A 20,691-nucleotide genomic window follows, 5' to 3' on the forward strand; every position below is an offset into this window, starting at 1 on the left:
GCAGTGGGAATGTTCTATCGTAATCTAGGGTTTTTGGTGTTCACATGGGTAGGATGTTTGAACGCGTGATGCACGGGATACTCAAAATGGCCATCCAGCAAGGCCGCAGCGAGCGAAGGGGCGAGGCGTACCCTTGGGGATACGTTGAGGCCCTGAACGATGCGAGAACGACGCTGGTGGACTTTTTCAGTATCCCGTGAGAAGGGGCGTGAATGAGAATCGGTTTTGATGCCAATCCGATGGTGGGCGATATGGGTGGGGTTGGGTGGCACAGCTACCACTTGCTTCGTGCGATGTTGGCACGGCAAGAAGACCTCGACGTTGTGGCTTATGCCAAACCAGGCGCCGAACGGCCTGATTCGTTGGCTACATGGCCTGGCGTTGAGCGGCTTCAGTGGGTGAACTCGAGTCGTTGGGGAATGGCGAAGCGGGGTTCATCCGATCTATTGGATCTGTACCATGGAACCAATTTCCGGATGCAGACGGTCGGGCGGTATGGCGGGCTTGTTACGATCCACGATCTCTGGTTGGATCGCCACCCTGAGTTCTCGAAGAAGATGTTGGGACAGTGGCCGTCGTCGTTTAAAACAAGGCAAACGGCGTTGCGAGCCAGAAAAACGATCACGGTGTCCGAGTTTTCCGCGAGAGAACTCGTGGAGCTCTATGGATTGAAGCGCGAGCATATCAGGGTCATTCCCAACGGCGTGTCGGATGATTTTGTGCCACGTCGGGATGAACAGGCGATGGCGGAGTTGCGGAAACGGATCGGTCTGAAGGCTGAACGGTTTGTCTTATTTGTCGGAGGGGCGGACCCGCGTAAGAATCATCAGACGTTTCTTGAAGGCGCCGAGATGGTGCGGAGAAAGTTGGGGGCGAGAATGCTGGTTCTGGTCGGCTCGCCCATCCATCCGTTCGGGAACTACGAAGAGACGGCTCGACGGCGTAGCTTGCAGGAAAAGGCGCTCTGTCCAGGGAGGCTGTCCACGAGCGATCTGCAGTTGTTGTATTCTTTTGCCGACTTGTTTGTATTCCCCTCGCTGTACGAAGGGTTTGGGATGCCGGTGTTAGAAGCGATGGCCTGTGGGGCGCCGGTGCTCACGTCTAATTCGACCGCGTTGGTAGAAGTCGCGGGCGATGCGGCGGTGTTGGCAGACCCTCAGGATCCTCGGGCGCTTGGAGAGGCCATGATCCGTGTGCTGGAGGATGAGTCGCTTCGAGCCACGTTGAAGGTCAAAGGATTTGAGCGCGCCAAACAGTATTCCTGGGAGCAAGCGGGGGCCAAGACCGTCGCGCTGTACCGGGAGTTGTGCGAAGGGAAAAGCTAGGGGCCATGAGCAATCAGTTTCTATTTTTTTCATCGGCCATTAAGCTATCAGCTCTTTTTCCATGACAAACGTCCTGATCATCAAGCTTCGCTACATCGGTGACGTCTTATTGGCGACGCCGACGATTCGTGCCATCAAAGCGGCAAGACCGGATGTCCGGGTCACGATGATGGTGAATCGCGGGACCGAGGACCTGTTGTTCGAGAACCCAGACGTCGACGAAATCGTTATCGTGGACAAAGGATCTTTGCTGGCGCAATGGCGGTTCATCGTCGGGCTGCGTCGTCGGCGATTCGATACGGTGATCGATTTGACGGATGGAGACCGGTCTGCGTTTCTAAGCTGGGTCAGCGGGGCGCCGGTTCGGATTGGATTCGACGACGACCACCGTTGGCGAGGAAACTGTTACACGCAAGTGGTTCAACCTGCCTCTGGCCCGCGACATCGGATTGATCGGGATCTGGAAACCCTCAAGCCCATAGGTGTCCAATCCAGCGTCACAGATCCTCATCTGTCGCTCACGCCGGAAGAGGGGAGAGATGCGGATCACCTCTTAGATCAACTTGGGGTTCAGCGGTCGCAGCCGATGGTGATACTACAGCCTGGCGCCCGTTACTGGTTTAAGGCTTGGCCTCCTGAGCGGTTCGCAGAGCTGGCCGATCGTGTGGTGACTGAGTATGGCTGTCAGGTATTGATCGGGGGCAGCCACCAGGACGGAGAGCTCGCACAACAGATTCGGCAGATGGCGAAACGTAGCCCCATCATCATGGCTGGCCGTACAACCATTAGACAGTTCGCGGCCATCGCCAAGAAGTCAGTGCTCTTCGTGGGAAACGATAGCGGCGCAATGCATATCGCCTCCGCGGTGGGTACTCCGGTGGTGGCGTTGTTTGGCCCGTCGAATCCTTGCGAGTGGGGGCCTCGCGGCGGCCCTGTGGTGGTGCTTTATAAGGGACTCGACTGCCGAAGTTGCTTTCATCCAACCTGTACCAGAGGCGAGGAGAATTGTATGAGACTCATTACGGTCCAGGAGGTGTTTGCTGCGGCCCAGCAGCTTCTCGCCGTCGAGAAACTCGGGCATGGGACGGCCTCGCGAGACTGTTCAGCGTACTGATCTAAGGGTGTGCAATGCCATTGGTAAGTGTCGTGATCCCGGTCTATAACGGCGAGCGATTTCTCCGGGAATCGCTGGAGAGCGTGTTTGCGCAAACCTTTCGCGATTATGAAGTTGTGTGCGTGGATGACGGATCTACGGATGGATCATACGCGCTCCTGAAACAATTTGGAGCGCGACTGAGAGTGATTCAGCAGGCGAACGCAGGGCAAAGTGCCGCGCGCAATGCAGGTGTGGAAGCCGCCGACGGGCGGTTTGTGGCGTTTCTCGATCAGGACGACCGGTGGTATCCAACGAAATTGGCACAGCAGGTGGCGGAACTGACTGCGAGACCCGATGTGACGATGGTGCATTGTAACTACGATAGGATGGACGGCGATGGACGAGTGCTGGTGGCGGGGGCCGCGCTAGTTGAGCGGGTATCGGCTTTGGCATCACCGCTTGGACGTTTGATCGGGGAAGCGCTCGTTTTTCCTTCGGCGATGATGGTCCGGCGCGACGTCTTCCAACGGGTGGGTGGATTCGACCCTGAGTTGCGAGGATTCGAAGATTTCGATCTCATCGCCAGACTGAAACAGCAGGGTTACTTTGTGTTATTGAAGGAGCCTGGGATGGCCTACAGGCTTCATGCGGGAGGATTCACCAGGGCAGGCGGGATGGGCATCATTCGAAGCCGTGAGCGCTTCCTGCTTCGAATGAGGGCGCTCTATGTGGGTGATCGAGTTAAGGCCGCCCTCATTGATCGCATGCTCGCGGAGTGCTACTCGGATTGGGGCATACATGCCGCAAGGGACGGACAGCCGCGCAAGGGGTGGGTGAAGCTTATTCAAGCCCTGAAGCAGGATCCATGGAAGTTCCGCACCTATTCCAGACTCGTTCGGGTCTCGTGGCAAGCGGTGGTCTCCATTCAACGTTCGAGAGCGTAGATGACGGCGGTGAGCTGGATGCTGAACCCTTCGCCATTGGTTATCGGCTTTGGCGCGTGAAGCGCATGGGTCGGTTGGTCTTTCTTGATTATTTGCCCCTCTTCCTCCTTGTCTCACCGCAGCCCTTAATCATAGATGGGCAGGGGCATCAGATTTCCTGCTTGACAGGTTTTCACAATGTGTTCATATTGTGAACTCAATTTCAATTTGCCCGTATAATTCATGGATTTACAGGGTCAACGAGACCTTCTCCTCCTCAACGAACTCGATCGAGATGGCGGGGCCACGCAGCGTACCCTTGCCACTAAACTAGGTGTTGCGCTCGGCCTGACCAATCTGTATCTCAAACGTTTGGCTCATAAGGGCTACATCAAGGTTACGACCATCCCGCGGAATCGAATCAGGTACCTCCTGACGCCACAGGGCTTCACCGAGAAATCACGTCTGACGTATCTCTACATGCAGCACTCCCTTTCGTATTACCGTGACATGCGGGCTCGCCTCAAAGAGATGATGTCGATATTCGGCGGCTCTCATGGCCAGCGAGTGGTGATTTATGGGACGAGTGAGTTGGCAGAATTGGCCTACCTGTCGCTTCGAGAGATGAACATCGACTGTGTGGGATTCATTGATGGGAGCTCGCGTGAGTCGTTTCTTTCCTGTCCGGTATCTTCTCCGGACAGAATTGCCAGCTGGCAGTTCGATCGAGTGTTGATTGCAGATCTTGAGCATGCGGATGCCTGTGAGGAGCAGTTGGTACAGTCGGGAGTTTCGCGCGAGAAAGTGATGAGGCTCGGGTTACGTCGGTAGTGCAGGTTGTGCAGCAGTCGGGCGGTAGCTCATAGACGGTTTTCGCTTGTAACTGTAAGTGAAAGGGCGGAGCTCCGCCAAATTGGTCTATCTGGTCAATGAGGTCTGTCTAGTCTGTCTGGTTAGTTGACCGAATAGGCAGAATAGATCTCTTTGGCCAGACAGACCAGATCGATGGGATAGACCAGCCCAATGAAACTCTCTAGATTTGAGGACCTCGATTGTTGGAAAGAAGCCAGGCAGTTGACACGGCAGATCTACGAAGCGATAGGCCTGAACCAGACTTGGCAAAAGGACTTTCGTCTTTGTGGACAAATTCAGGGAGCGGCTGTTTCCGTCATGGCCAATATTGCAGAAGGATTCGCTCGGCATTCCGACAAGGAGTTTGTTCAGTTCTTATTTGTAGCCATGGCATCTGCAGCCGAGGTTCAAAGCCATCTTTATGTGGCCGTAGATCAGGGATATCTTTCCAAAGAGATGTTCGACTCAATCTATGAGCAAGTGGGGAAAACTAGCAGGATCGTTTCCGGTTTCATTAAGTATCTTAGAACACAAGCCAAGCAGACCAGACAGACGAAATAGAAAATAGACCAGATGGACCAGACAGACCATCCGTTGCGCTGGTACGCCCTTCGGACCCGATCACGCCATGAAAAGATTGTGCGCGACCAGCTTGCGAATCAGGGGATTGAGCCGTTATTGCCGACGGTCAAGCGATTGAGCCAATGGAAGGATCGGAAAAAAGAGGTCGAGGTTCCGCTCTTTTCAGGCTATTGCTTCGTCCGTTTTGCAGCGGAGCAAAAGCTGCCGGTGCTGAAGACGATCGGTGTGGTCGATATTGTCGGGGCCAGCCATTGCCCTGAACCGATCGCGGACGAGGAGATTGCGGCGCTCAGAACTCTCATGACCAGTGTGTTGCCGTACGATTCGCATCCGTATCTGCACGAAGGCATACAGGTGGAGGTCATTCGAGGTCCGTTGCAAGGGATTCGCGGGATTCTCTTGCGCAAAGAAAAACACCATCGCTTGGTATTGGGTGTTCGCCTGATTCAGCAAGCTGCAGCAGTAGAGATCGATGTGAACGATGTGGTGGCGGCCTAGGCGGCTGCCCACGATCATATGCTCCTTTTGCGACATGTGAACTTTGCATGATGAACCCAGTCCCTGTATCCCCGCAGCCTTCCCCTTCACCGTCTCTTGGCCAGAGAGCGCTGCTCAAGAAGCAAGCCATTCGGGATCGATTCGACCGGCTAGCGTCGGAACGAGAATCGTGGCAACGGCGGGCCTCATGCTATTACAGCGACCAGCGACGCTACCTACGGTTTTTGATGCCGGAAGGCCTGAGGGTGTTGGAAATTGGATGTGGGTTGGGGGACCAGCTTGCGGCGCTTAAGCCACAGCGGGGATTAGGTATTGATCTCAGTGAGGCCATGGTCAAGGAAGCTTCCAGGCGCCATCCTGAATTGGAATTTCTGGTCGGAGATGGAGAAACCCTGGCACTCGATGAGACCTTCGATGTTATCCTGCTCGTCGATCTCGTTGGGCATATGCTCGATGTTGAGGCGACATTGAAGCAGCTTCGTCACTGTTGCACGCCCACGACCCGTATTGTTATTGCCTACTACAACTTCTTATGGGAGCCTGCCCTAAGACTCTTGGAACTGGTGGGCCTGAAAATGCCGCAAGAGGAGCAGAACTGGCTTTCGCCGGCAGATATCAGAAATCTTCTCCGGTTGGCCGACTTTGAGGTTGTGAAGGCGGAACGGCGTCTATTGATGCCTCTGAGCATTCCGATTCTTTCGAACATCGTGAACCGATTCCTGGCCTATCTTCCAGGACTGACCTATCTGTGTCTCTGCCACTATATGGTGGCCCGGATGCGCACCACGTCTCCCCAAGAATCTCAGACGGTGACGGTCGTCATCCCCTGCCGCAATGAAAAGGGAAACATCGAGGCGGCCATCGCGCGCCTCCCCTCTTTTGGCCGTCATCAAGAGGTCATCTTCGTCGACGGCCATTCCACTGATGGAACTCCCGATGAAATTCAGCGGGTCACCACGCAATACCCTGAGAAGGATATTAAGTTTCTAGTCCAGGACGGGAAGGGTAAGGGGGATGCCGTGCGCAAGGGCTTCGCGCATGCCACGGGGGACATTCTCATGATTCTCGATGCGGATCTCACGATGCCTCCAGAAGACCTCCCTAAATTCTATGAGGCGATTACGAGCGGCAAGGGGGAGTTCATCAATGGAAGCCGACTGGTTTATCCAATGGAACACGAAGCCATGCGTTATCTGAATCTATTGGGGAATAAGTTCTTCAGCATGGCGTTTTCCTGGTTACTCGGTGAGCGGATCAAGGACACGCTCTGTGGAACGAAAGTATTGTTCCGAAGAGATTATGAACGCATTGTCGCGAATCGATCATATTTCGGCGAGTTCGATCCCTTCGGTGATTTCGATCTGCTGTTCGGGGCGTCCAAACTCAATCTCAAGATTCTCGAAGTGCCCATCCGTTACCAGGAGCGAACCTACGGGACCACCAATATTCATCGCTTTACGCATGGGTGGCTTCTGCTGAAGATGACGGTGTATGGTTTCTTCCGGCTGAAGGCTGTGTAATGTCCGATGAGATTTTACGGCGACACCAGATGGTCTGGCAGGAGAAGCCCGTGCTCCGGATGCTCTACGGGGAATGGTATCGAGAGATCGCCGGATGGCTTCAGCCGGGGCCGACGCTCGAAGTCGGTGGTGGGACAGGGAATCTCAAGGAATGTGTGCCGTCCGTGGTCTGTACAGATTTCGTCAGGTTGCCGTGGTTAGACGCTGTCGTGGATGCGCAGCGGCTCCCATTCACAAACGGGAGTTTTGCCAATATCGTGCTCTTTGACACCTTGCACCATCTCGAAAACGTTCGGTACTTCTTCGATGAGGCGATTCGGGTGCTGCAGCCTGGAGGGCGCGTCATCATCATGGATCCCTACATCTCAGTCTGTTCTTGGCCTGTCTATCGTTTTTTGCATCCAGAACCGGTGGATTTTGAGCAAGATCCCCTCACTTTGAGCCCTATGCAGCCTGGCCGAAAACCATTTGATGCGAACCAGGCAATCTCGACGATTCTTTTCGAGCGATCGAGTGGACGATTTCATGAGCTGTACCCAACCTTGAAGAAGCGTCGCCACCATCGATTGGCCTTCTTCGCCTATCCGCTCAGCGGAGGTTTTGAGCATCCTTCTTTGATGTCGATGTGGATGGTCCGTCCCATTTTAGCGCTTGAGCGCTTCTTGGGCGTATTGAGTCGATACTTTGCCTTTCGCATCCTCGTCGTGCTGGAGAAGGCATCTTCCTGATAGAACCTACGCAATCACGCCAAGACGAGCAGAACCATCGATTCGTCACAGGGCGATCACGGGGTTCTCATGCGCAATAAGAGATGCCACATGCTGGCGCTGGGTATGTGCCTTACTTTGTAGGCCGAGTCGGGCGGAATCGATATCAGTGGGGGCGTTAAATCGTTAACAGTTGATTGGATGGAAATGTCATGCTGAATGACAAGTCAATTTTAGTAACAGGTGGTACCGGCTCCTTTGGGCACACTTTTGTGCCCATGACGTTGGCCAAATATAATCCTCGCAGGCTTGTCATATTCTCGCGTGATGAGATGAAGCAGTGGGAGATGGCCAAACTGTTCAATGCCGACGAGCGGGTGCGGTTTTTCATCGGTGATGTGCGCGATAAAGAGCGTCTCTTGCGTGCTCTCGACGGCATTGATTACGTGATTCATGCCGCAGCTACCAAGATTGTGCCTACGGCCGAGTACAACCCATTTGAGTGCGTGAAGACCAACGTGCTGGGTGCGATGAATCTGATCGATGCTTGCATCGATCGAAAGGTAAAGCGAGTCGTCGCACTTTCGACCGATAAAGCGAGTAGCCCAGCCAATCTTTATGGTGCAACAAAACTGACCTCCGATAAGCTATTCGTTGCAGGCAACTCTTACGCCGGACACCACGACTCCCGATTTGGAGTGGTTCGTTACGGCAATGTGATGGGTTCGCGGGGCTCAGTAATCCCATTTTTCCTTTCCATCGTTGACAAAGGGGTACTGCCAATTACGGATGAGCGCATGACTCGTTTCATGATTACGCTTGAGCAGGGAGTGGATCTCGTCTGGCATGCGCTTGAGGACATGGTCGGCGGGGAGATCTATGTGAAGAAGATCCCTTCGATGAAGGTAACCGACATTGCCCGTGCAGTTGCGTCGGATGTACGACAAGAGATTGTCGGAATCCGGCCCGGCGAAAAGCTTCACGAGCAGATGATTGGTTCTGAGGACGCGCTGTATACATATGAATACGCGGATCACTACAAGATTCTTCCGGCGATTTATAAGTGGAGCGAAGATCCCGAGCGAATCAACGGCGGGAAAAAGGTCGCGCCAGAATTTACATACTGCTCGGATAACAACACCGACTGGATGAGCATCGAGACTTTGCGGACCTGGATTGCGCAGAATCGCGACAAGCTCGGTAAGTTCTGAAGATGACGATCCCCTACGGACGCCAAGACATTTCCGAAGCCGACATCCAGGCGGTAGTGGATGTGTTGCGTTCGGAATTCCTTACTCAAGGCCCTGCCGTACCAGCGTTTGAAAAAGCTATTGCTGGTTACTGCGGCGCGCAGTATGCGGTAGCGGTTAACAGTGCTACTAGTGCATTGCATATTGCCTGCCTTGCGCTGGGCGTGGGGGCAAGTGATTGGGTATGGACCAGCCCCATCACCTTTGTGGCCAGTGCGAACTGTGCGCGCTATTGTGGTGCGCGGGTCGATTTTGTGGATATCGATCCGCTCACGTACGACCTCAGCGTAGAACGATTGGCGGAGAAATTGGCGCAAGCAGAGCAGTCAGGTTGCTTGCCTAAAGTGGTGATCCCTGTTCACTTATGTGGGCAACCCTGTGACATGGCGGATATCCGTGCTCTGGGTCAGCGCTACGGCTTTAAGATCATCGAAGATGCATCGCATGCCATCGGCGGAAAATATCGGGGTGAGCCCATCGGCAATAGTCGCTATAGTGATGTCACCGTATTCAGTTTTCACCCGGTCAAGATCATCACGACCGGTGAGGGTGGCATGGCGCTCACCAATGACTCGGAACTGGCCAAGCGCATGGTGAAGCTGCGCAGCCATGGCATCACTCGGGATGCAGCTGAGATGCTCCACGCTCCCGACGGTCCCTGGTACTACCAGCAGCTCGAACTAGGTTTCAATTACCGGATGACAGATTTTCAGGCAGCGCTGGGCTTGAGTCAATTGCAGCGCCTGGATCAACTTATAGCAACGCGGCATGTCTTGGCAGGGCGCTACGACAAGCTGCTAAAAGACCTGCCCGTCACTACACCGTGGCAACATGCGGATAGTTACTCCGCCGTACATCTATATGTTATCCGTTTACAGTTGGATGGCATGAAGGGCAGCCACCGTGAGGTGTTTGAATGTATGCGGACGGCTGGTATCGGCGTGAATCTGCACTACATCCCGGTATATCGGCAGCCCTACTATGCGCGCTTCGGGTTCAAGTCGAGCGATTATCCACAGGCCGAAAATTATTACGCGGAAGCGATCAGTTTACCGATGTACTCGGGGCTGACGGAAGCACAACAGGACCTGGTTGTGGCTGCGTTGCGACTGGCGACAAGAGCATGAAAATAGCCGTCATCCCCGCTCGTGGTGGATCCAAGCGCATTCCGCGCAAGAACATCAAGCCCTTTGCAGGAAAGCCTATGATTGCTCATTCCATTGCAGCAGCTTGCGAGAGCAATTTGTTCGACCGCATCCTTGTTTCCACGGACGATTGCGAAATCGCCGAAGTGGCCAAAGCCCTTGGAGCCGAGGTGCCCTTTCTGCGGCCAGTGGAGTTATCCAATGACTTCGCAGGCACGACTGACGTGATCGCCCATGCCACCCAATGGATGCTTGACCGACAGTGGCCGGTCGAAGCCGTCTGCTGTCTCTATGCCACTGCACCCTTTGTGCGTGTCGAGGATCTCACCCGTGGTCTTGTGGCGCTGCAGTCTGGTCCCTGGGCCTATGCGTTTACCGTCACAGAGTTTGCTGCGCCCATTTTCCGTTCTTTCCATCTCCACCCTGACGGCGGGCTTGAAATGTTCTTTCCGGATCAGTTCTCCACCCGTTCGCAGGATCTTCCTATGGCGCTGCACGATGCCGGGCAGTTCTACTGGGGAGGGCCTACTGCCTGGGTAGAGCGCAAACGAATTTTCGATCGGCATTCTTTCCCGGTCATCATTCCACGCTGGCGGGTACAGGATATCGACACCGAGGCAGATTGGCGGCGAGCCGAGTTGATGATGAAGGCCATTTCTCAGATCCAGGATGACTGAATCCGCACGGAGCATTTCTGCTTTAAGACTTGGCGCATGAGAAAAGTCATCTTTCGCGTCGATGCCTCACGTCAAATCGGCACCGGTCATTTCATGCGTTGCCTGACCTTAGCTGATGCACTGAAACGACGCGGCACACAGGCGATCTCAGACGATCTGGCTCAGTCCCACTGGCTTGGCACCAGCCAGCACGTCGATGCGCTGTCCGATAAGAAGGGCGAGTGGCCGAACGGAAGATCAGTCTGCCGATCTTTCCCGTGATGACGGATGGAGATGTGAAAGACGTCACTGCCGCCGTGATGAAGGTGGTCGGTCACTTCAGAAAATGACACAAGTTGTGCGTGTGGCATTTCGCACAGGTGGCGGGCGCCGTATCGGGCTGGGCCATGTCCGCCGCTGCCTCTCGTTGGCTCTGGCGCTTCGAGCACAAGGGGCGCACAGCCTGTTCCTGTTGGACGGAGATTCCGAAGTATGTAGGTTCGCGGCGATTGAAGGGTTTGATGCGATTCGCATTAGGCCTGAGCATGATTTGCAAGAGACCATTTGCCAGTGCAGGGATTTGAATGTGGACGCGATTGTGGCTGATTCCTATGCGTTCTCCCCGGCGTACTTCCAACTATTGGGTGAAGCGGCGCGTGTGGTAGCGGTCCTCGATGATCTGGCGGATCGGGAGTTGCGAGTGACTCTTGTCGTCAATGGGTCGGCCAGCGCCGAGCAATTGCGCTATCGTGGTGCCTCTGAGACGGCGTACTTGTTGGGGCCGCAATTTATCCTCCTCCGCCCCGAGTTTGCGGGGATACCCACGAGGGTTATTGCGGATCGTATCGGGCGCGTGCTGATTACCGTGGGAGGCAGCGATCCGAATAACTTGACGGTGCGGCTGATGCAATGGATTACACGTGCACTAGGTTCGGTTAAGCAAGATGTGGTCGTTGGCCCCCTCTTTGAAAATTTGGAGGTCCTTCAGGATGAAGCGTCGAGGGTGGCTGGGTCGATTGTTTTGCACAGAGACCCCATCGATATGCGTGGCCTGATGCTGGCCGCTGACCTCGCGCTGTGCGGAGGTGGGCAGACAACCTATGAACTTGCTGCTACCGGCACGCCGGCAATTGCCGTTCGAACAGCGGAGAACCAGACGGGCAATCTGAAGGGACTTGTGAAGGCCGGTTCGCTCGTGTGGGGCGGCGATGTGCGAGACAGTGATCTTGAGTCGAAGGTGACGCACGAACTCAAGTCGTTGGGTGACGATGCTTCCAGGCGAGCTATGATGAGCCGTCAAGGAAGAGGGCTGGTTGATGGGCAGGGTGCAAGCCGTGTGGCGCGAACGATTCTGGAACTGACAGAGGCGCGGTTATCATGACCCGAATTCAGATCGGGGGACATTGGGTCGGCGACGGGGAGCCCGTCTACCTCGTGGCGGAAGCCGGAAGCAACCACAACGGTAATTTTGAACAGGCCCTGCGGCTGATCGATGTGGCGGCCGAAGCGGGGGTGAACGCTGTCAAGTTTCAACATTTCAAGGCTGCCACACTCTACCCGAGATTTGCAGGGGAGAGCGACTACCTGAAAACATCCCGGCCGATCTATGACATCATCAAGGAAATGGAGACGCCCGACGAGTGGGTGCCGCGTCTGGCCGATTATTGCAGGATGAAAAGGCTGGCGTTTCTATCCTCCCCCTTTGACGAGGCTTCCGCCGACCTCTTAGATCCCTACGTCCCGGCTTTCAAGATCGCATCCTACGAGATGACACATGCACCGCTCTTGCGTCATATCGCCAGGAAACGCAAACCCATGATCATTTCGACCGGGACCGCGTCGCTGGTAGAGGTCATGCAAGCAGTAGAGGTCATTCGGTTGGAAGGCAATGAGCGCATCATTGTGCTCCAATGCACGGCAAAGTATCCGACGCCGCTCGAGGCCGTAAACGCACGGGCACTTGTTTCTTTGCGAGACGCGACGGGGCTCCCGACCGGCCTGTCCGATCATTCGCGGGATCCGATCCTGGCGCCTGTGGTAGCCGTGGCACTCGGCGCCTGTCTCATCGAGAAACATGTGACTCTCGACAACCGGATGCCGGGGCCGGATCACGCGTTTGCAATCGAACCGCATGAACTCAAAATGTTGGTCCAACGTGTACGCGACGCCGAACGCGCGCTGGGTCATGGGCGCAAAGAGCCGCTTCCAGAAGAGCAGGAGTTGCGTGCTTTCGCCCGCCGCAGCATCTTTGCGATTCGCGACATCTGGGTCGGAGAGCAACTGAACCATGATAATGTGGCAGTACTGCGTTGTGGGAAGCTGGGGTTCGGTTTGGCGCCGGATTCGCTGGAGAAGGTGATCGGCCGGACCGCGGCCAAGCTGATTTTGGCCGAGGCGCTGATTCGAATGGAAGATTTGGAATGATGCAAGGCGATCGCGTGATGTTGCGACCCATGGAACCGGCGGATACGGACGATGTCATACGCATGCGGAACAATCCCGACGTTCTGGCTCAGTTGTTCAGCGATAAACCTCTGACCAGGGAGGAGCATCTACAGTGGCTCGATCAGATCCGGGCCCAGGGAATCCGCCAGGAATTTTTAATTGTCGAGCGCGCGTCGGGTTTGAGTGCTGGCACCATCGGTCTCAATCACATCGATTCCAAACATCGTCGGGCCGAGTTCGGTATTTTGATTGGCGATACGGAGGCGCGTGGGAAAGGTCTGGCGTCAGAGGCGAGCCGACTACTACTCGACTATGCCTTTAACAAGCTAGGGCTGCACCGCATATATCTGTACGCGTTTCCCGACAATAACCAGGCCTTGCACCTCTACCGCAAACTCGGTTTTGTCCAGGAGGGGCTTCTGCAGGGGCACGTAGTCAAAAACAGTGAGCATCGGGATGTGATTGTCATGGCCATAATTCACCCTAGTTATATTGGTAAGCAATAATATCCTTATTGTTCTTCGAGTTTTCTATTTGAGACCAATGATGAGAGGCAGCACGGCTCGTGTCGAGCATTCATGAATATTGCAAAAACGTTTAATCGCTTTCTCACGGTGTTGTTGATCGCTCTTGCGATTTCATATTTATTGTTTCGCTATTTTTCCGCGCTGCCCCTGATCACTGTCATGTCCACAATGGTTGTTGTGGGAATGCTTGCGGGAGGTATGCTCTTTGGTATTGTGGGGCTTTTCAGGTCCGAGGACCAGAATCGCAATCTGCTGCTCGTGCTCTGTGCGTGCATCTTTGCGGTTGGAATGGTTGAAGTCCTCGCACAACTTCGTCAGGCATGGGCGGTACCAAAAACAGCGGCACGGCTGCCGAGCGAGAGCTTTGATATGCGCTCGCTGGCTGAAGTTATAAGAGATAAACGAAAGGCGGGGGAACTTGTCTATGGGTATGTGAACCCAGTGGGTTTCGGAATAGAGGGGCTGACTCCTATAAGCGATGCAAGGAGCTTCTGGTGCAACGAAAGCGGAGCCTATGACGGATTCCGGACTGATACGTTTGGTTTTAGGAATCCTCCAGGTCTTCTGAACGATCCAGAATTTAGGCCACGACTGGTGGCTTTAGGAGATTCGATTACGGCGGGGTGCGGTGTAAAAGATGGAGAGTTAATGGTGGATCTGCTGCGAGCAGAGTTTGAGCCTGCCACGATAAATGCAGCAGTTGGCGGAAGCGGGCCATTGCAGCAGTATGCGATTTTCAAAGAATATATGGCGGTGTTCAAGCCCAAGTTGGTGTTGTGGTTTTATTTTGAGGGTAACGATCTTGGAAATCTTGAGAACGAACTCAACGAAAGCTACCTCAAATTCTATCTTGAAAGGGACGAAACGAGGCAACTGTCACAGCAGCAGCAGCGTTTGAGGGAAGAACTGGTGCGATGGCATGAGAAGTCCTTGGCCGAGACCGAACTCCCCCTCCGTGTCGGCCTTCAAAAACCGGTCAGTTCTATCCTTCCATGGGAGAACATTACAGCCTTTCTCATGCGCTCAATAATTCTGAATCGCGCACACTATTTGGCCAAACAGGGCACACGGCCTAGGGCAAAGCTCATCTCGGTATATTCAGAATTGCTTAGTCAGGCTAGAGATACTGTTGCTAACTGGGGTGGTCAAATCATTGTTGTTTATGTTCCTGAACAAGCTCGATATTCCGAATGGATAAGCCTTCAGCCATTGAGCCACAGGGATGCCAAGCAAGAATTGCTGGAAATGTTTCAACGAATGAATTTTCAGGTTATCGATTTGGAGAGAGAATTTCAGAAACAAGTGGAAGATCCGAAAACCCTGTATCCCACAGGGATTGGGACTGACGTTCATTTGAACGCGGGGGGCAACAGACTTGCGGCAAGTATCATTATTAAAGACCTTCGAGAGAGAACTTTGTGGAAATAACGGCGATGGCAATGAATAAGAAGGTCATGAGATTAGTGGCGATCATACAAGGAATCCATGCTCGAAATCATGATTGAGCGGCTTAGGCGAGTCAAATAGATCGATGCTGTGGTCGTCGCAAGGACAACTGATCAAGGCTGCGAGGTCATTGAGAGGTTGGCAGTCGTTTAGGTGTTGGCTGCTATCGGGGAAGTGATGAGGATGTCCTTAACAGGCCCTGCAAGCTTCTCGGGCGGCTAAAGCCGATTTGATCGTGGAAACGACGGGAGATTGTCCGGTGATCGACCCGGAAGCGATTCGATCTCATAAATGATACGTTTCCTGTCCTACACGTGGACTATTGCACGAATGTTTTAGAGCGGACCTACCCGCGCGGTATGGATGTCCAAGTGTTTCCTCCCGCTAAGTTGAAGCTGGCGAAACTGACTCAAGACCCTGCCGATCACGAGCATGGGTCGCTGTATATCTACCGGCACCCCGAACGGTTTCGGCTGCTCAATGCCCGCCATCCTGATTTATCGATGCTAAATCAGCATATACAGCAAAAGATGGTCGGAAAGGTTTGCGTGCTGTGAAGGTGCTGGTCGGTCTCACTGACTATGGCATGAGCGTCACATTACTGTGGAATGCGTTCCAGGCGCTTGGAACGGAAGTATTCGTTACAGAACGCCCTAACATTTTTGAGCAAGTGCTGGGAAGATCGGTTCGCAAGGATGTGCAGCGAGGAACGGCGCTTTGGTGGGAGTTGTTAGGGTGAAAATCAGACGAAGACGCCGGGAGATGAAGTAAACAGCCATGCCGATTGCCACGGGTTCTGATCCTCTCGCCGTTCTGGTCATTGGTTGCGGCAATATTGCCGGCGGCTTTGACGCTGCTCGTGCACCAGATGCCGCACCATGCACCCATGCGGGTGCATTCAGACGTCATGGGCGGTATCGGTTGTCCGCCTGTGTAGATCCCGACGAGACACGTCGTAGGGAGTTCATGCGCCATTGGGGTGTGGCTAGTGGATATTCCTCAATGGATGCTCTGGTCGAGTCCGGTTCCCGTTTCGATGTGGTCAGTATCTGTTCGCCGACGGACTGTCATGCCAGTGATGTTCTTGCTGCACTTCGCCTGGAGCCTCGCATAATTTTTTGCGAAAAGCCGGTCACGCCAAATGCTGCGACGACGGCCGAGTTGGTTCAGTCCTGCGAAGCGGCCGGCGTACCCCTGGTGATAAACCACACGCGTCGTTGGGACCCGGAGATCACGCGTATTCGCGGCGAACTGGCCAGCGGTGTTTGGGGGGCGGTTCGCACAGTCGTGGGTCTGTACAATAAGGGGGTTCTCAATAACGGATCCCACATGATCGACTTGCTCCATCATCTGCTAGGTCCTGTGAGTGTCGTGGCAACAGGGACTCCGGTATGGGATGGCCTGCCCGATGATCCGTCAGTTCCTGCAATTCTCTCCGGGGTCAAGACCATACCAATTCACCTGGTTTGTGGCCATGCAAGCGACTTCGCTTTGTTCGAGTTGCAGATTGTTACGGAGCGGGGGGTGCTGACCATGGAGGAGGGGGGCGTGGCATGGCGGATACGCCGCACGAATGAGAGTCCGCATTTTCGGGGGTATCGAACCCTTGACGCAGGCGAGCGGCATGCAGGGGGCTACCTCTTAGCCATGCTAGGCGCTGTTAGCAACATTCACGAGGCATTAAGCAGTGGGGCCGAGTTGGCAAGTACGGGTCGGTCAGCCCTCGCGGTGCAAGAGATTTGCGAACGAATCAAGGAGAAGTCCGGCCTTGTCCGCTGAGCTGCTATTGGGTGCATCCTGCACCTTGGGTCGTGATATCAATGTAAAGGTTCTCTCATGAGCAACAGCCCGATCGACGAACCGCTGGCACTGTTTGGCGGGCCCAAGACTATAGAGAGCCCGTTCAAGCGCTACAATTCGATTGGTCCGGAAGAAGTAGCGGCTGCCAAACAGGTGGTGGAGAGTGGCGTATTGTCTCAATACCTTGGTTGCTGGACCCCGGACTTCTACGGCGGTCCAAAGGTGCAGGAATTCGAACGGGCCTGTGAGGCGTATTTCGGCGTCAAGCATGTAGTCACTGTCAATTCCTGGACTTCGGGGTTGATCGCCGCTATCGGCGCCATAGGTATCGAGCCGGGCGACGAGGTGATCGTAAGCCCCTGGACGATGTGTGCCAGCGCGACGGCCATCCTGCACTGGAATGCCATTCCGGTCTTTGCCGACATAGAGTCTGAAACATTTTGTCTTGATCCCGTGGCAGTCGAATCCGCCATCTCGCCCTATACCAAGGCCATCATGGCGGTCGATATCTTCGGCCACTCAGCCAATACGGATGTCCTGATGGCCATCGCCCGCAAGCATGGGCTCAAGGTCATTACCGATGCCGCGCAGGCGCCAGGCGCGATGGTCAAGGGTGAATATGCCGGAACCCTTTCGGATGTCGGCGGGTACAGTCTGAACTTCCACAAGCATATCCATACCGGCGAAGGTGGAATCCTTGTGACCAATGACGACGAGATTGCCGAGCGCCTGCAATTGATCAGAAACCATGCGGAAGCTGTGGTGGGCGACAAGGGCGTGACCAACCTTAGCAATATGATCGGATATAATTTTCGTCTTGGCGAAATTGAGTGCGCGATTGGCATCGAACAACTGAAAAAGCTGAAGGAGCTCGTGGGTACCCGCCAGCATGCGGCGGAACGCCTTACCTCCGGTCTGCATGGTCTGGCTGGTCTTCGCCCCCCGGTGATCAGGCCAGGATGCACCCATGCCTACTATATCTATCCCATGGTGCTGGATGAGGGGTTACTGCGGGTCAGCCGCGGTCGCATCTATGAGGCGTTGCAGGCAGAGGGGGTTCCCATTGGGAAGGGTTATCAAAATCTTCACCTTTTGCCAATGTATCAGCAAAAGATGGCCTATGGCACCAAGGGATTCCCGTGGACATCTGAGATCTGTAAGCGCGATGTTGATTATCGCAAAGGCATCTGCCCGGTCGCCGAGAAACTTCAGGACCATAGCTATCTCAGCATTGGGATGTGTGTGTATGATTTTTCAAACGAGGACATTGATCGTATTGTCACGGCGTTTCACAAGGTGTGGGGTCGGATGAGTAGTCTGGTGGATAAATAGCCCATAGGCAGGATGACTGTAGTGACCAACAATCTTTGCGAGCTGACGGGGGCGCGGACGATACTCACTTCTTTTGCTGAGTCGGACATTACCGAGGAGTATCTTGGCTGGTTGCGCGATCCTGAGGTTGTGCGGTTCAGCAACCAACGTTTACATCAGCATGATTCAAACACCTGCCTGAAATACCTGCGCTCCTTTGACGGGACGGAGAACATGTTTCTTGCGGTCCGTGTGCGAGGGGGCGGGAAAGTTGTTGGCACGATTACGGCGTATGTTTCGCCGACCCATAGCACTGCTGACTTGGGGATTCTGCTCGGCGATCAAGCGTATTGGGGACGAGGTCTTGGCCTCGATGCGTGGATGACCCTGATGTCATTTCTGTTTGAAAAGAGGGGACTTCGGAAAGTCACTGGGGGAACGGTCAGGTGTAATGTGGGCATGATCAAGATTCTGGAACGCTCAGGGATGCATCTTGAGGCAGTGAGGGTGCGGCAGGAGATTATTGAGGGGGAAGCTCAGGACATTCTCTACTTTGCAAAGTTCAGAGATGACTAGCCTGTCTTCTCCTCTCGCAGTTGTTGCCCATGATGCAGGCGCCACTAATCTTATTCTCGGATGGGTTAAGAATCAGTCCAATGTAACGGTCCGAACCTGTCTGCAGGGCCCGGCCATGGCGTTGTGGTCTGCCACCTTTCCAAATTGGAAAAATGAATCGTTGTCCGACGCACTTGATGATGCGGCCATGTTGCTGAGTGGCACGGGCTGGGCAAGTGACTTGGAGCATGAGGCACGCCGTATGGCACGAGCGCTAGGCATCTTTAGTATTGGGGTGATCGATCATTGGGTCAATTACCGTGAGCGTTTTATTCGTAATGGGGAGGAGGTCCTGCCCGATGAACTGTTTGTTGCGGATGAAGATGCCCAAACTGAAGCAGTGCGGTGTTTTCCTAATCTGCCGGTAATGTTGTTGCCCAATCGCTATTTGGAGGGATTGGTTGCTCAGATTAATGCGCTGTCGCCCGAGCCAAACGAAAGACCAGGCAGCCATATCTTGTATGTGCTGGAGCCTATTCGGCAGCCTTGGGGGAATAATGAAGAGCCGGGAGAATTTCAAGCCCTCGACTTTTTCTTGGAGCGAGTTGGCGCCCTGGGTTTGGGCCACACCCCTGAAGTTCGCTTGCGTTCCCACCCGTCAGATCCTCCCGGGAAATACGCTTCATGGCTAAGTCGTTCGGGCGAACTCAATCTGACCATCGATACGTCTAGTTCCCTCGCTGAGGCGATTGCCTGGGCCGACTGGGTCGTCGGCTGTCAATCATTTGCCATGGTCGTTGCTCTTCACGCAAATCGGCGCGTAATTTCAACCAATCCACCCTGGGCGCCCCGCTGCGCATTGCCGCAGCGGGGAATTCAGCATCTGCGTGATTTGTGACGAGCGCTGTATGAAGTACTGCAAGGTCTGCATCCAGCCGGATACTCGGCCCAACGCGCAATTCACCGACGAAGGCATTTGCCCGGCCTGTCATTATTTCCGTCAGCTCCAATACGTTGATTGGCAGGAACGCTACGAGATACTGGAAGATCTTCTTCGTCAATATCGCCGCAGATCTGGGCAGTTTTTCGATTGCATTATCGGAGTGAGCGGAGGAAAGGACAGTACGCGCCAAGCACTTTGGGTCAGGGATAAGCTCGGCCTCAGGCCATTGCTGGCTTGTCTGAGTTACCCTCCACAGCAAGTCACTCAGCGTGGGGTGGACAATATCTCGAATTTGATCGAGCTGGGATTCGATGTCGTGCTGTCGGCACCCGCGCCGGGTACATGGCAACGTCTCATGCGCGAATCCTTTGCCCGGTTTACCAATTGGGCGAGATCTACCGAGTTGACGTTGTTCAGCTCGGTGCCCCAACTGGCGATTCGGTATGGCATTCCGCTGATCCTGTGGGGCGAGAACCCGGGCCTGCAGTTGGGTGACCTGAAGACGCTGGGGCGTACCGGTTACGATGGTAACAACCTGCGCTACATGAATACCCTGTCTGGTGCCGCTGCCGACTGGATGATTGATGCCGGCATGCGTCCGGAAGATCTGATTCCCTATCGGTATCCCTCGCCGGAGGAGTTCGACGCCCATGGCCTGCAGATCGTGTATCTAGGCTGGTTTCTTGGAGACTGGTCTCTTGTCAACAACGGAATGTATTCTGCTTCCAATGGCTTGCAAATCCGCGAGGATACCGTTGAGAACACAGGAGATCTTTTTGGTGTCACCGCGCTGGATGAGGACTGGGTCACACTGAATCAAATGATCAAGTACTACAAGTTTGGTTTTGGCCGGGTGACAGATTATGCCAATGAGGCAATTCGCCAGGGCCGCATGACGCGTGAGCGGGGAATCGAACTTGTCGAGCGTTACGACGACTCATGCAGTGACGAATATATCGGAAGTTTTTGCGCCTATATCGACATTCCTGTCACCGAGTTCTGGAAGCAAGTGCATTCATCCGTCAACAAAGACTTGTTCTGCATAGAAGAGAATGGCTCCATTCATCGAAAATACAAGGTAGGAGTCGGCTTGTGAGTTCGAGGACTGTC

Annotated in this window: 20 protein-coding genes; all 20 read left to right on the forward strand. The window is 54.4% G+C overall.

Translation table 11 applies throughout. From position 1 onward, the window contains the following. Positions 1–212 precede the first annotated feature (212 nt). The 20 genes from Q8N00_07365 to Q8N00_07460 all read left to right on the forward strand — a co-directional run bounded on the left by Q8N00_07365 (position 213) and on the right by Q8N00_07460 (position 20,677). A complete protein-coding gene (locus Q8N00_07365; protein ID MDP2382608.1) occupies positions 213–1,325 on the forward strand; it encodes a glycosyltransferase family 1 protein in 1,113 nt (370 codons plus the stop codon). A 61-nt stretch (positions 1,326–1,386) separates the two neighbouring features. Further along, on the forward strand, positions 1,387–2,439 hold the full coding sequence (gene rfaQ, locus Q8N00_07370; protein ID MDP2382609.1) for a putative lipopolysaccharide heptosyltransferase III: 1,053 nt from the start codon (positions 1,387–1,389) through the stop codon (positions 2,437–2,439). A gap of 14 nt (positions 2,440–2,453) precedes the next feature. After that, positions 2,454–3,365, forward strand: a complete 912-nt coding sequence (locus Q8N00_07375; GenBank protein ID MDP2382610.1) for a glycosyltransferase family A protein — start codon at positions 2,454–2,456, stop codon at positions 3,363–3,365. 222 nt (positions 3,366–3,587) lie between these two features. Continuing rightward, entirely contained in the window at positions 3,588–4,175 is a 588-nt protein-coding gene (locus Q8N00_07380) for a winged helix-turn-helix transcriptional regulator (protein MDP2382611.1), read from the forward strand. 192 nt (positions 4,176–4,367) lie between these two features. Further along, on the forward strand, positions 4,368–4,757 hold the full coding sequence (locus tag Q8N00_07385) for a four helix bundle protein (GenBank protein ID MDP2382612.1): 390 nt from the start codon (positions 4,368–4,370) through the stop codon (positions 4,755–4,757). A gap of 12 nt (positions 4,758–4,769) precedes the next feature. Beyond that, positions 4,770–5,276, forward strand: a complete 507-nt coding sequence (locus Q8N00_07390) for a UpxY family transcription antiterminator (protein ID MDP2382613.1) — start codon at positions 4,770–4,772, stop codon at positions 5,274–5,276. A gap of 47 nt (positions 5,277–5,323) precedes the next feature. Beyond that, the gene (locus Q8N00_07395; protein ID MDP2382614.1) at positions 5,324–6,796 is read left to right on the forward strand and encodes a glycosyltransferase; all 1,473 of its coding nucleotides are present in this window, start codon (positions 5,324–5,326) and stop codon (positions 6,794–6,796) included. Next, positions 6,796–7,524 carry a class I SAM-dependent methyltransferase gene (locus Q8N00_07400; GenBank protein ID MDP2382615.1) on the forward strand — a complete coding sequence of 243 codons (729 nt, stop codon included), beginning with the start codon at positions 6,796–6,798 and terminating at the stop codon, positions 7,522–7,524. The genes Q8N00_07395 and Q8N00_07400 overlap by 1 nt, the downstream gene beginning before the upstream one ends. Before the next feature lie 191 nt (positions 7,525–7,715). Next, positions 7,716–8,714 (forward strand): UDP-N-acetylglucosamine 4,6-dehydratase (inverting), encoded by a 999-nt coding sequence (pseB, locus tag Q8N00_07405; GenBank protein ID MDP2382616.1) that lies wholly within the window; start codon positions 7,716–7,718, stop codon positions 8,712–8,714. 2 nt (positions 8,715–8,716) lie between these two features. After that, positions 8,717–9,880: a UDP-4-amino-4,6-dideoxy-N-acetyl-beta-L-altrosamine transaminase gene (pseC, locus tag Q8N00_07410; GenBank protein ID MDP2382617.1), complete on the forward strand. Its 1,164-nt coding sequence runs from the start codon at positions 8,717–8,719 to the stop codon at positions 9,878–9,880. Then, positions 9,877–10,575 (forward strand): pseudaminic acid cytidylyltransferase, encoded by a 699-nt coding sequence (pseF, locus tag Q8N00_07415; GenBank protein MDP2382618.1) that lies wholly within the window; start codon positions 9,877–9,879, stop codon positions 10,573–10,575. The genes pseC and pseF overlap by 4 nt, the downstream gene beginning before the upstream one ends. A 343-nt stretch (positions 10,576–10,918) precedes the next feature. Continuing rightward, positions 10,919–11,935 (forward strand): UDP-2,4-diacetamido-2,4,6-trideoxy-beta-L-altropyranose hydrolase, encoded by a 1,017-nt coding sequence (gene pseG, locus Q8N00_07420; protein ID MDP2382619.1) that lies wholly within the window; start codon positions 10,919–10,921, stop codon positions 11,933–11,935. Beyond that, positions 11,932–12,978 carry an N-acetylneuraminate synthase family protein gene (locus Q8N00_07425; GenBank protein MDP2382620.1) on the forward strand — a complete coding sequence of 349 codons (1,047 nt, stop codon included), beginning with the start codon at positions 11,932–11,934 and terminating at the stop codon, positions 12,976–12,978. The genes pseG and Q8N00_07425 overlap by 4 nt, the downstream gene beginning before the upstream one ends. Then, positions 12,975–13,505 carry a UDP-4-amino-4,6-dideoxy-N-acetyl-beta-L-altrosamine N-acetyltransferase gene (gene pseH / locus Q8N00_07430; protein ID MDP2382621.1) on the forward strand — a complete coding sequence of 177 codons (531 nt, stop codon included), beginning with the start codon at positions 12,975–12,977 and terminating at the stop codon, positions 13,503–13,505. Before Q8N00_07425 ends, pseH begins: the two co-directional genes overlap by 4 nt. A 72-nt stretch (positions 13,506–13,577) precedes the next feature. After that, positions 13,578–14,954: an SGNH/GDSL hydrolase family protein gene (locus tag Q8N00_07435; GenBank protein ID MDP2382622.1), complete on the forward strand. Its 1,377-nt coding sequence runs from the start codon at positions 13,578–13,580 to the stop codon at positions 14,952–14,954. Between the two features lie 795 nt (positions 14,955–15,749). Beyond that, positions 15,750–16,751, forward strand: a complete 1,002-nt coding sequence (locus Q8N00_07440) for a Gfo/Idh/MocA family oxidoreductase (protein MDP2382623.1) — start codon at positions 15,750–15,752, stop codon at positions 16,749–16,751. A 57-nt stretch (positions 16,752–16,808) separates the two neighbouring features. Next, positions 16,809–18,104, forward strand: a complete 1,296-nt coding sequence (locus Q8N00_07445) for a DegT/DnrJ/EryC1/StrS family aminotransferase (protein MDP2382624.1) — start codon at positions 16,809–16,811, stop codon at positions 18,102–18,104. A 21-nt stretch (positions 18,105–18,125) separates the two neighbouring features. Next, on the forward strand, positions 18,126–18,659 hold the full coding sequence (locus Q8N00_07450; GenBank protein ID MDP2382625.1) for a GNAT family protein: 534 nt from the start codon (positions 18,126–18,128) through the stop codon (positions 18,657–18,659). Further along, positions 18,652–19,536, forward strand: a complete 885-nt coding sequence (locus tag Q8N00_07455) for a hypothetical protein (protein MDP2382626.1) — start codon at positions 18,652–18,654, stop codon at positions 19,534–19,536. The genes Q8N00_07450 and Q8N00_07455 overlap by 8 nt, the downstream gene beginning before the upstream one ends. A 10-nt stretch (positions 19,537–19,546) precedes the next feature. After that, positions 19,547–20,677 (forward strand): N-acetyl sugar amidotransferase, encoded by a 1,131-nt coding sequence (locus tag Q8N00_07460; GenBank protein ID MDP2382627.1) that lies wholly within the window; start codon positions 19,547–19,549, stop codon positions 20,675–20,677. Positions 20,678–20,691 lie beyond the last annotated feature (14 nt).

The sequence above is a fragment of the Nitrospirota bacterium genome, from assembly GCA_030684575.1.
In the GTDB taxonomy this organism is placed as follows: Bacteria; Nitrospirota; Nitrospiria; order Nitrospirales; family Nitrospiraceae; genus Palsa-1315.

Coding starts and splice junctions, on each gene's coding strand:
- pseC (MDP2382617.1), top strand. CDS start 8,717: ATGACGATCCCCTACGGACGCCAAGACATTTCCGAAGCCGACATCCAG.
- Q8N00_07395 (MDP2382614.1), top strand. CDS start 5,324: ATGATGAACCCAGTCCCTGTATCCCCGCAGCCTTCCCCTTCACCGTCT.
- Q8N00_07455 (MDP2382626.1), top strand. CDS start 18,652: ATGACTAGCCTGTCTTCTCCTCTCGCAGTTGTTGCCCATGATGCAGGC.
- pseF (MDP2382618.1), top strand. CDS start 9,877: ATGAAAATAGCCGTCATCCCCGCTCGTGGTGGATCCAAGCGCATTCCG.
- Q8N00_07400 (MDP2382615.1), top strand. CDS start 6,796: ATGTCCGATGAGATTTTACGGCGACACCAGATGGTCTGGCAGGAGAAG.
- pseB (MDP2382616.1), top strand. CDS start 7,716: ATGCTGAATGACAAGTCAATTTTAGTAACAGGTGGTACCGGCTCCTTT.
- Q8N00_07365 (MDP2382608.1), top strand. CDS start 213: ATGAGAATCGGTTTTGATGCCAATCCGATGGTGGGCGATATGGGTGGG.
- Q8N00_07435 (MDP2382622.1), top strand. CDS start 13,578: ATGAATATTGCAAAAACGTTTAATCGCTTTCTCACGGTGTTGTTGATC.
- Q8N00_07375 (MDP2382610.1), top strand. CDS start 2,454: ATGCCATTGGTAAGTGTCGTGATCCCGGTCTATAACGGCGAGCGATTT.
- Q8N00_07380 (MDP2382611.1), top strand. CDS start 3,588: ATGGATTTACAGGGTCAACGAGACCTTCTCCTCCTCAACGAACTCGAT.
- Q8N00_07390 (MDP2382613.1), top strand. CDS start 4,770: ATGGACCAGACAGACCATCCGTTGCGCTGGTACGCCCTTCGGACCCGA.
- Q8N00_07385 (MDP2382612.1), top strand. CDS start 4,368: ATGAAACTCTCTAGATTTGAGGACCTCGATTGTTGGAAAGAAGCCAGG.
- Q8N00_07445 (MDP2382624.1), top strand. CDS start 16,809: ATGAGCAACAGCCCGATCGACGAACCGCTGGCACTGTTTGGCGGGCCC.
- Q8N00_07425 (MDP2382620.1), top strand. CDS start 11,932: ATGACCCGAATTCAGATCGGGGGACATTGGGTCGGCGACGGGGAGCCC.
- rfaQ (MDP2382609.1), top strand. CDS start 1,387: ATGACAAACGTCCTGATCATCAAGCTTCGCTACATCGGTGACGTCTTA.
- pseH (MDP2382621.1), top strand. CDS start 12,975: ATGATGCAAGGCGATCGCGTGATGTTGCGACCCATGGAACCGGCGGAT.
- Q8N00_07460 (MDP2382627.1), top strand. CDS start 19,547: ATGAAGTACTGCAAGGTCTGCATCCAGCCGGATACTCGGCCCAACGCG.
- Q8N00_07440 (MDP2382623.1), top strand. CDS start 15,750: ATGCCGATTGCCACGGGTTCTGATCCTCTCGCCGTTCTGGTCATTGGT.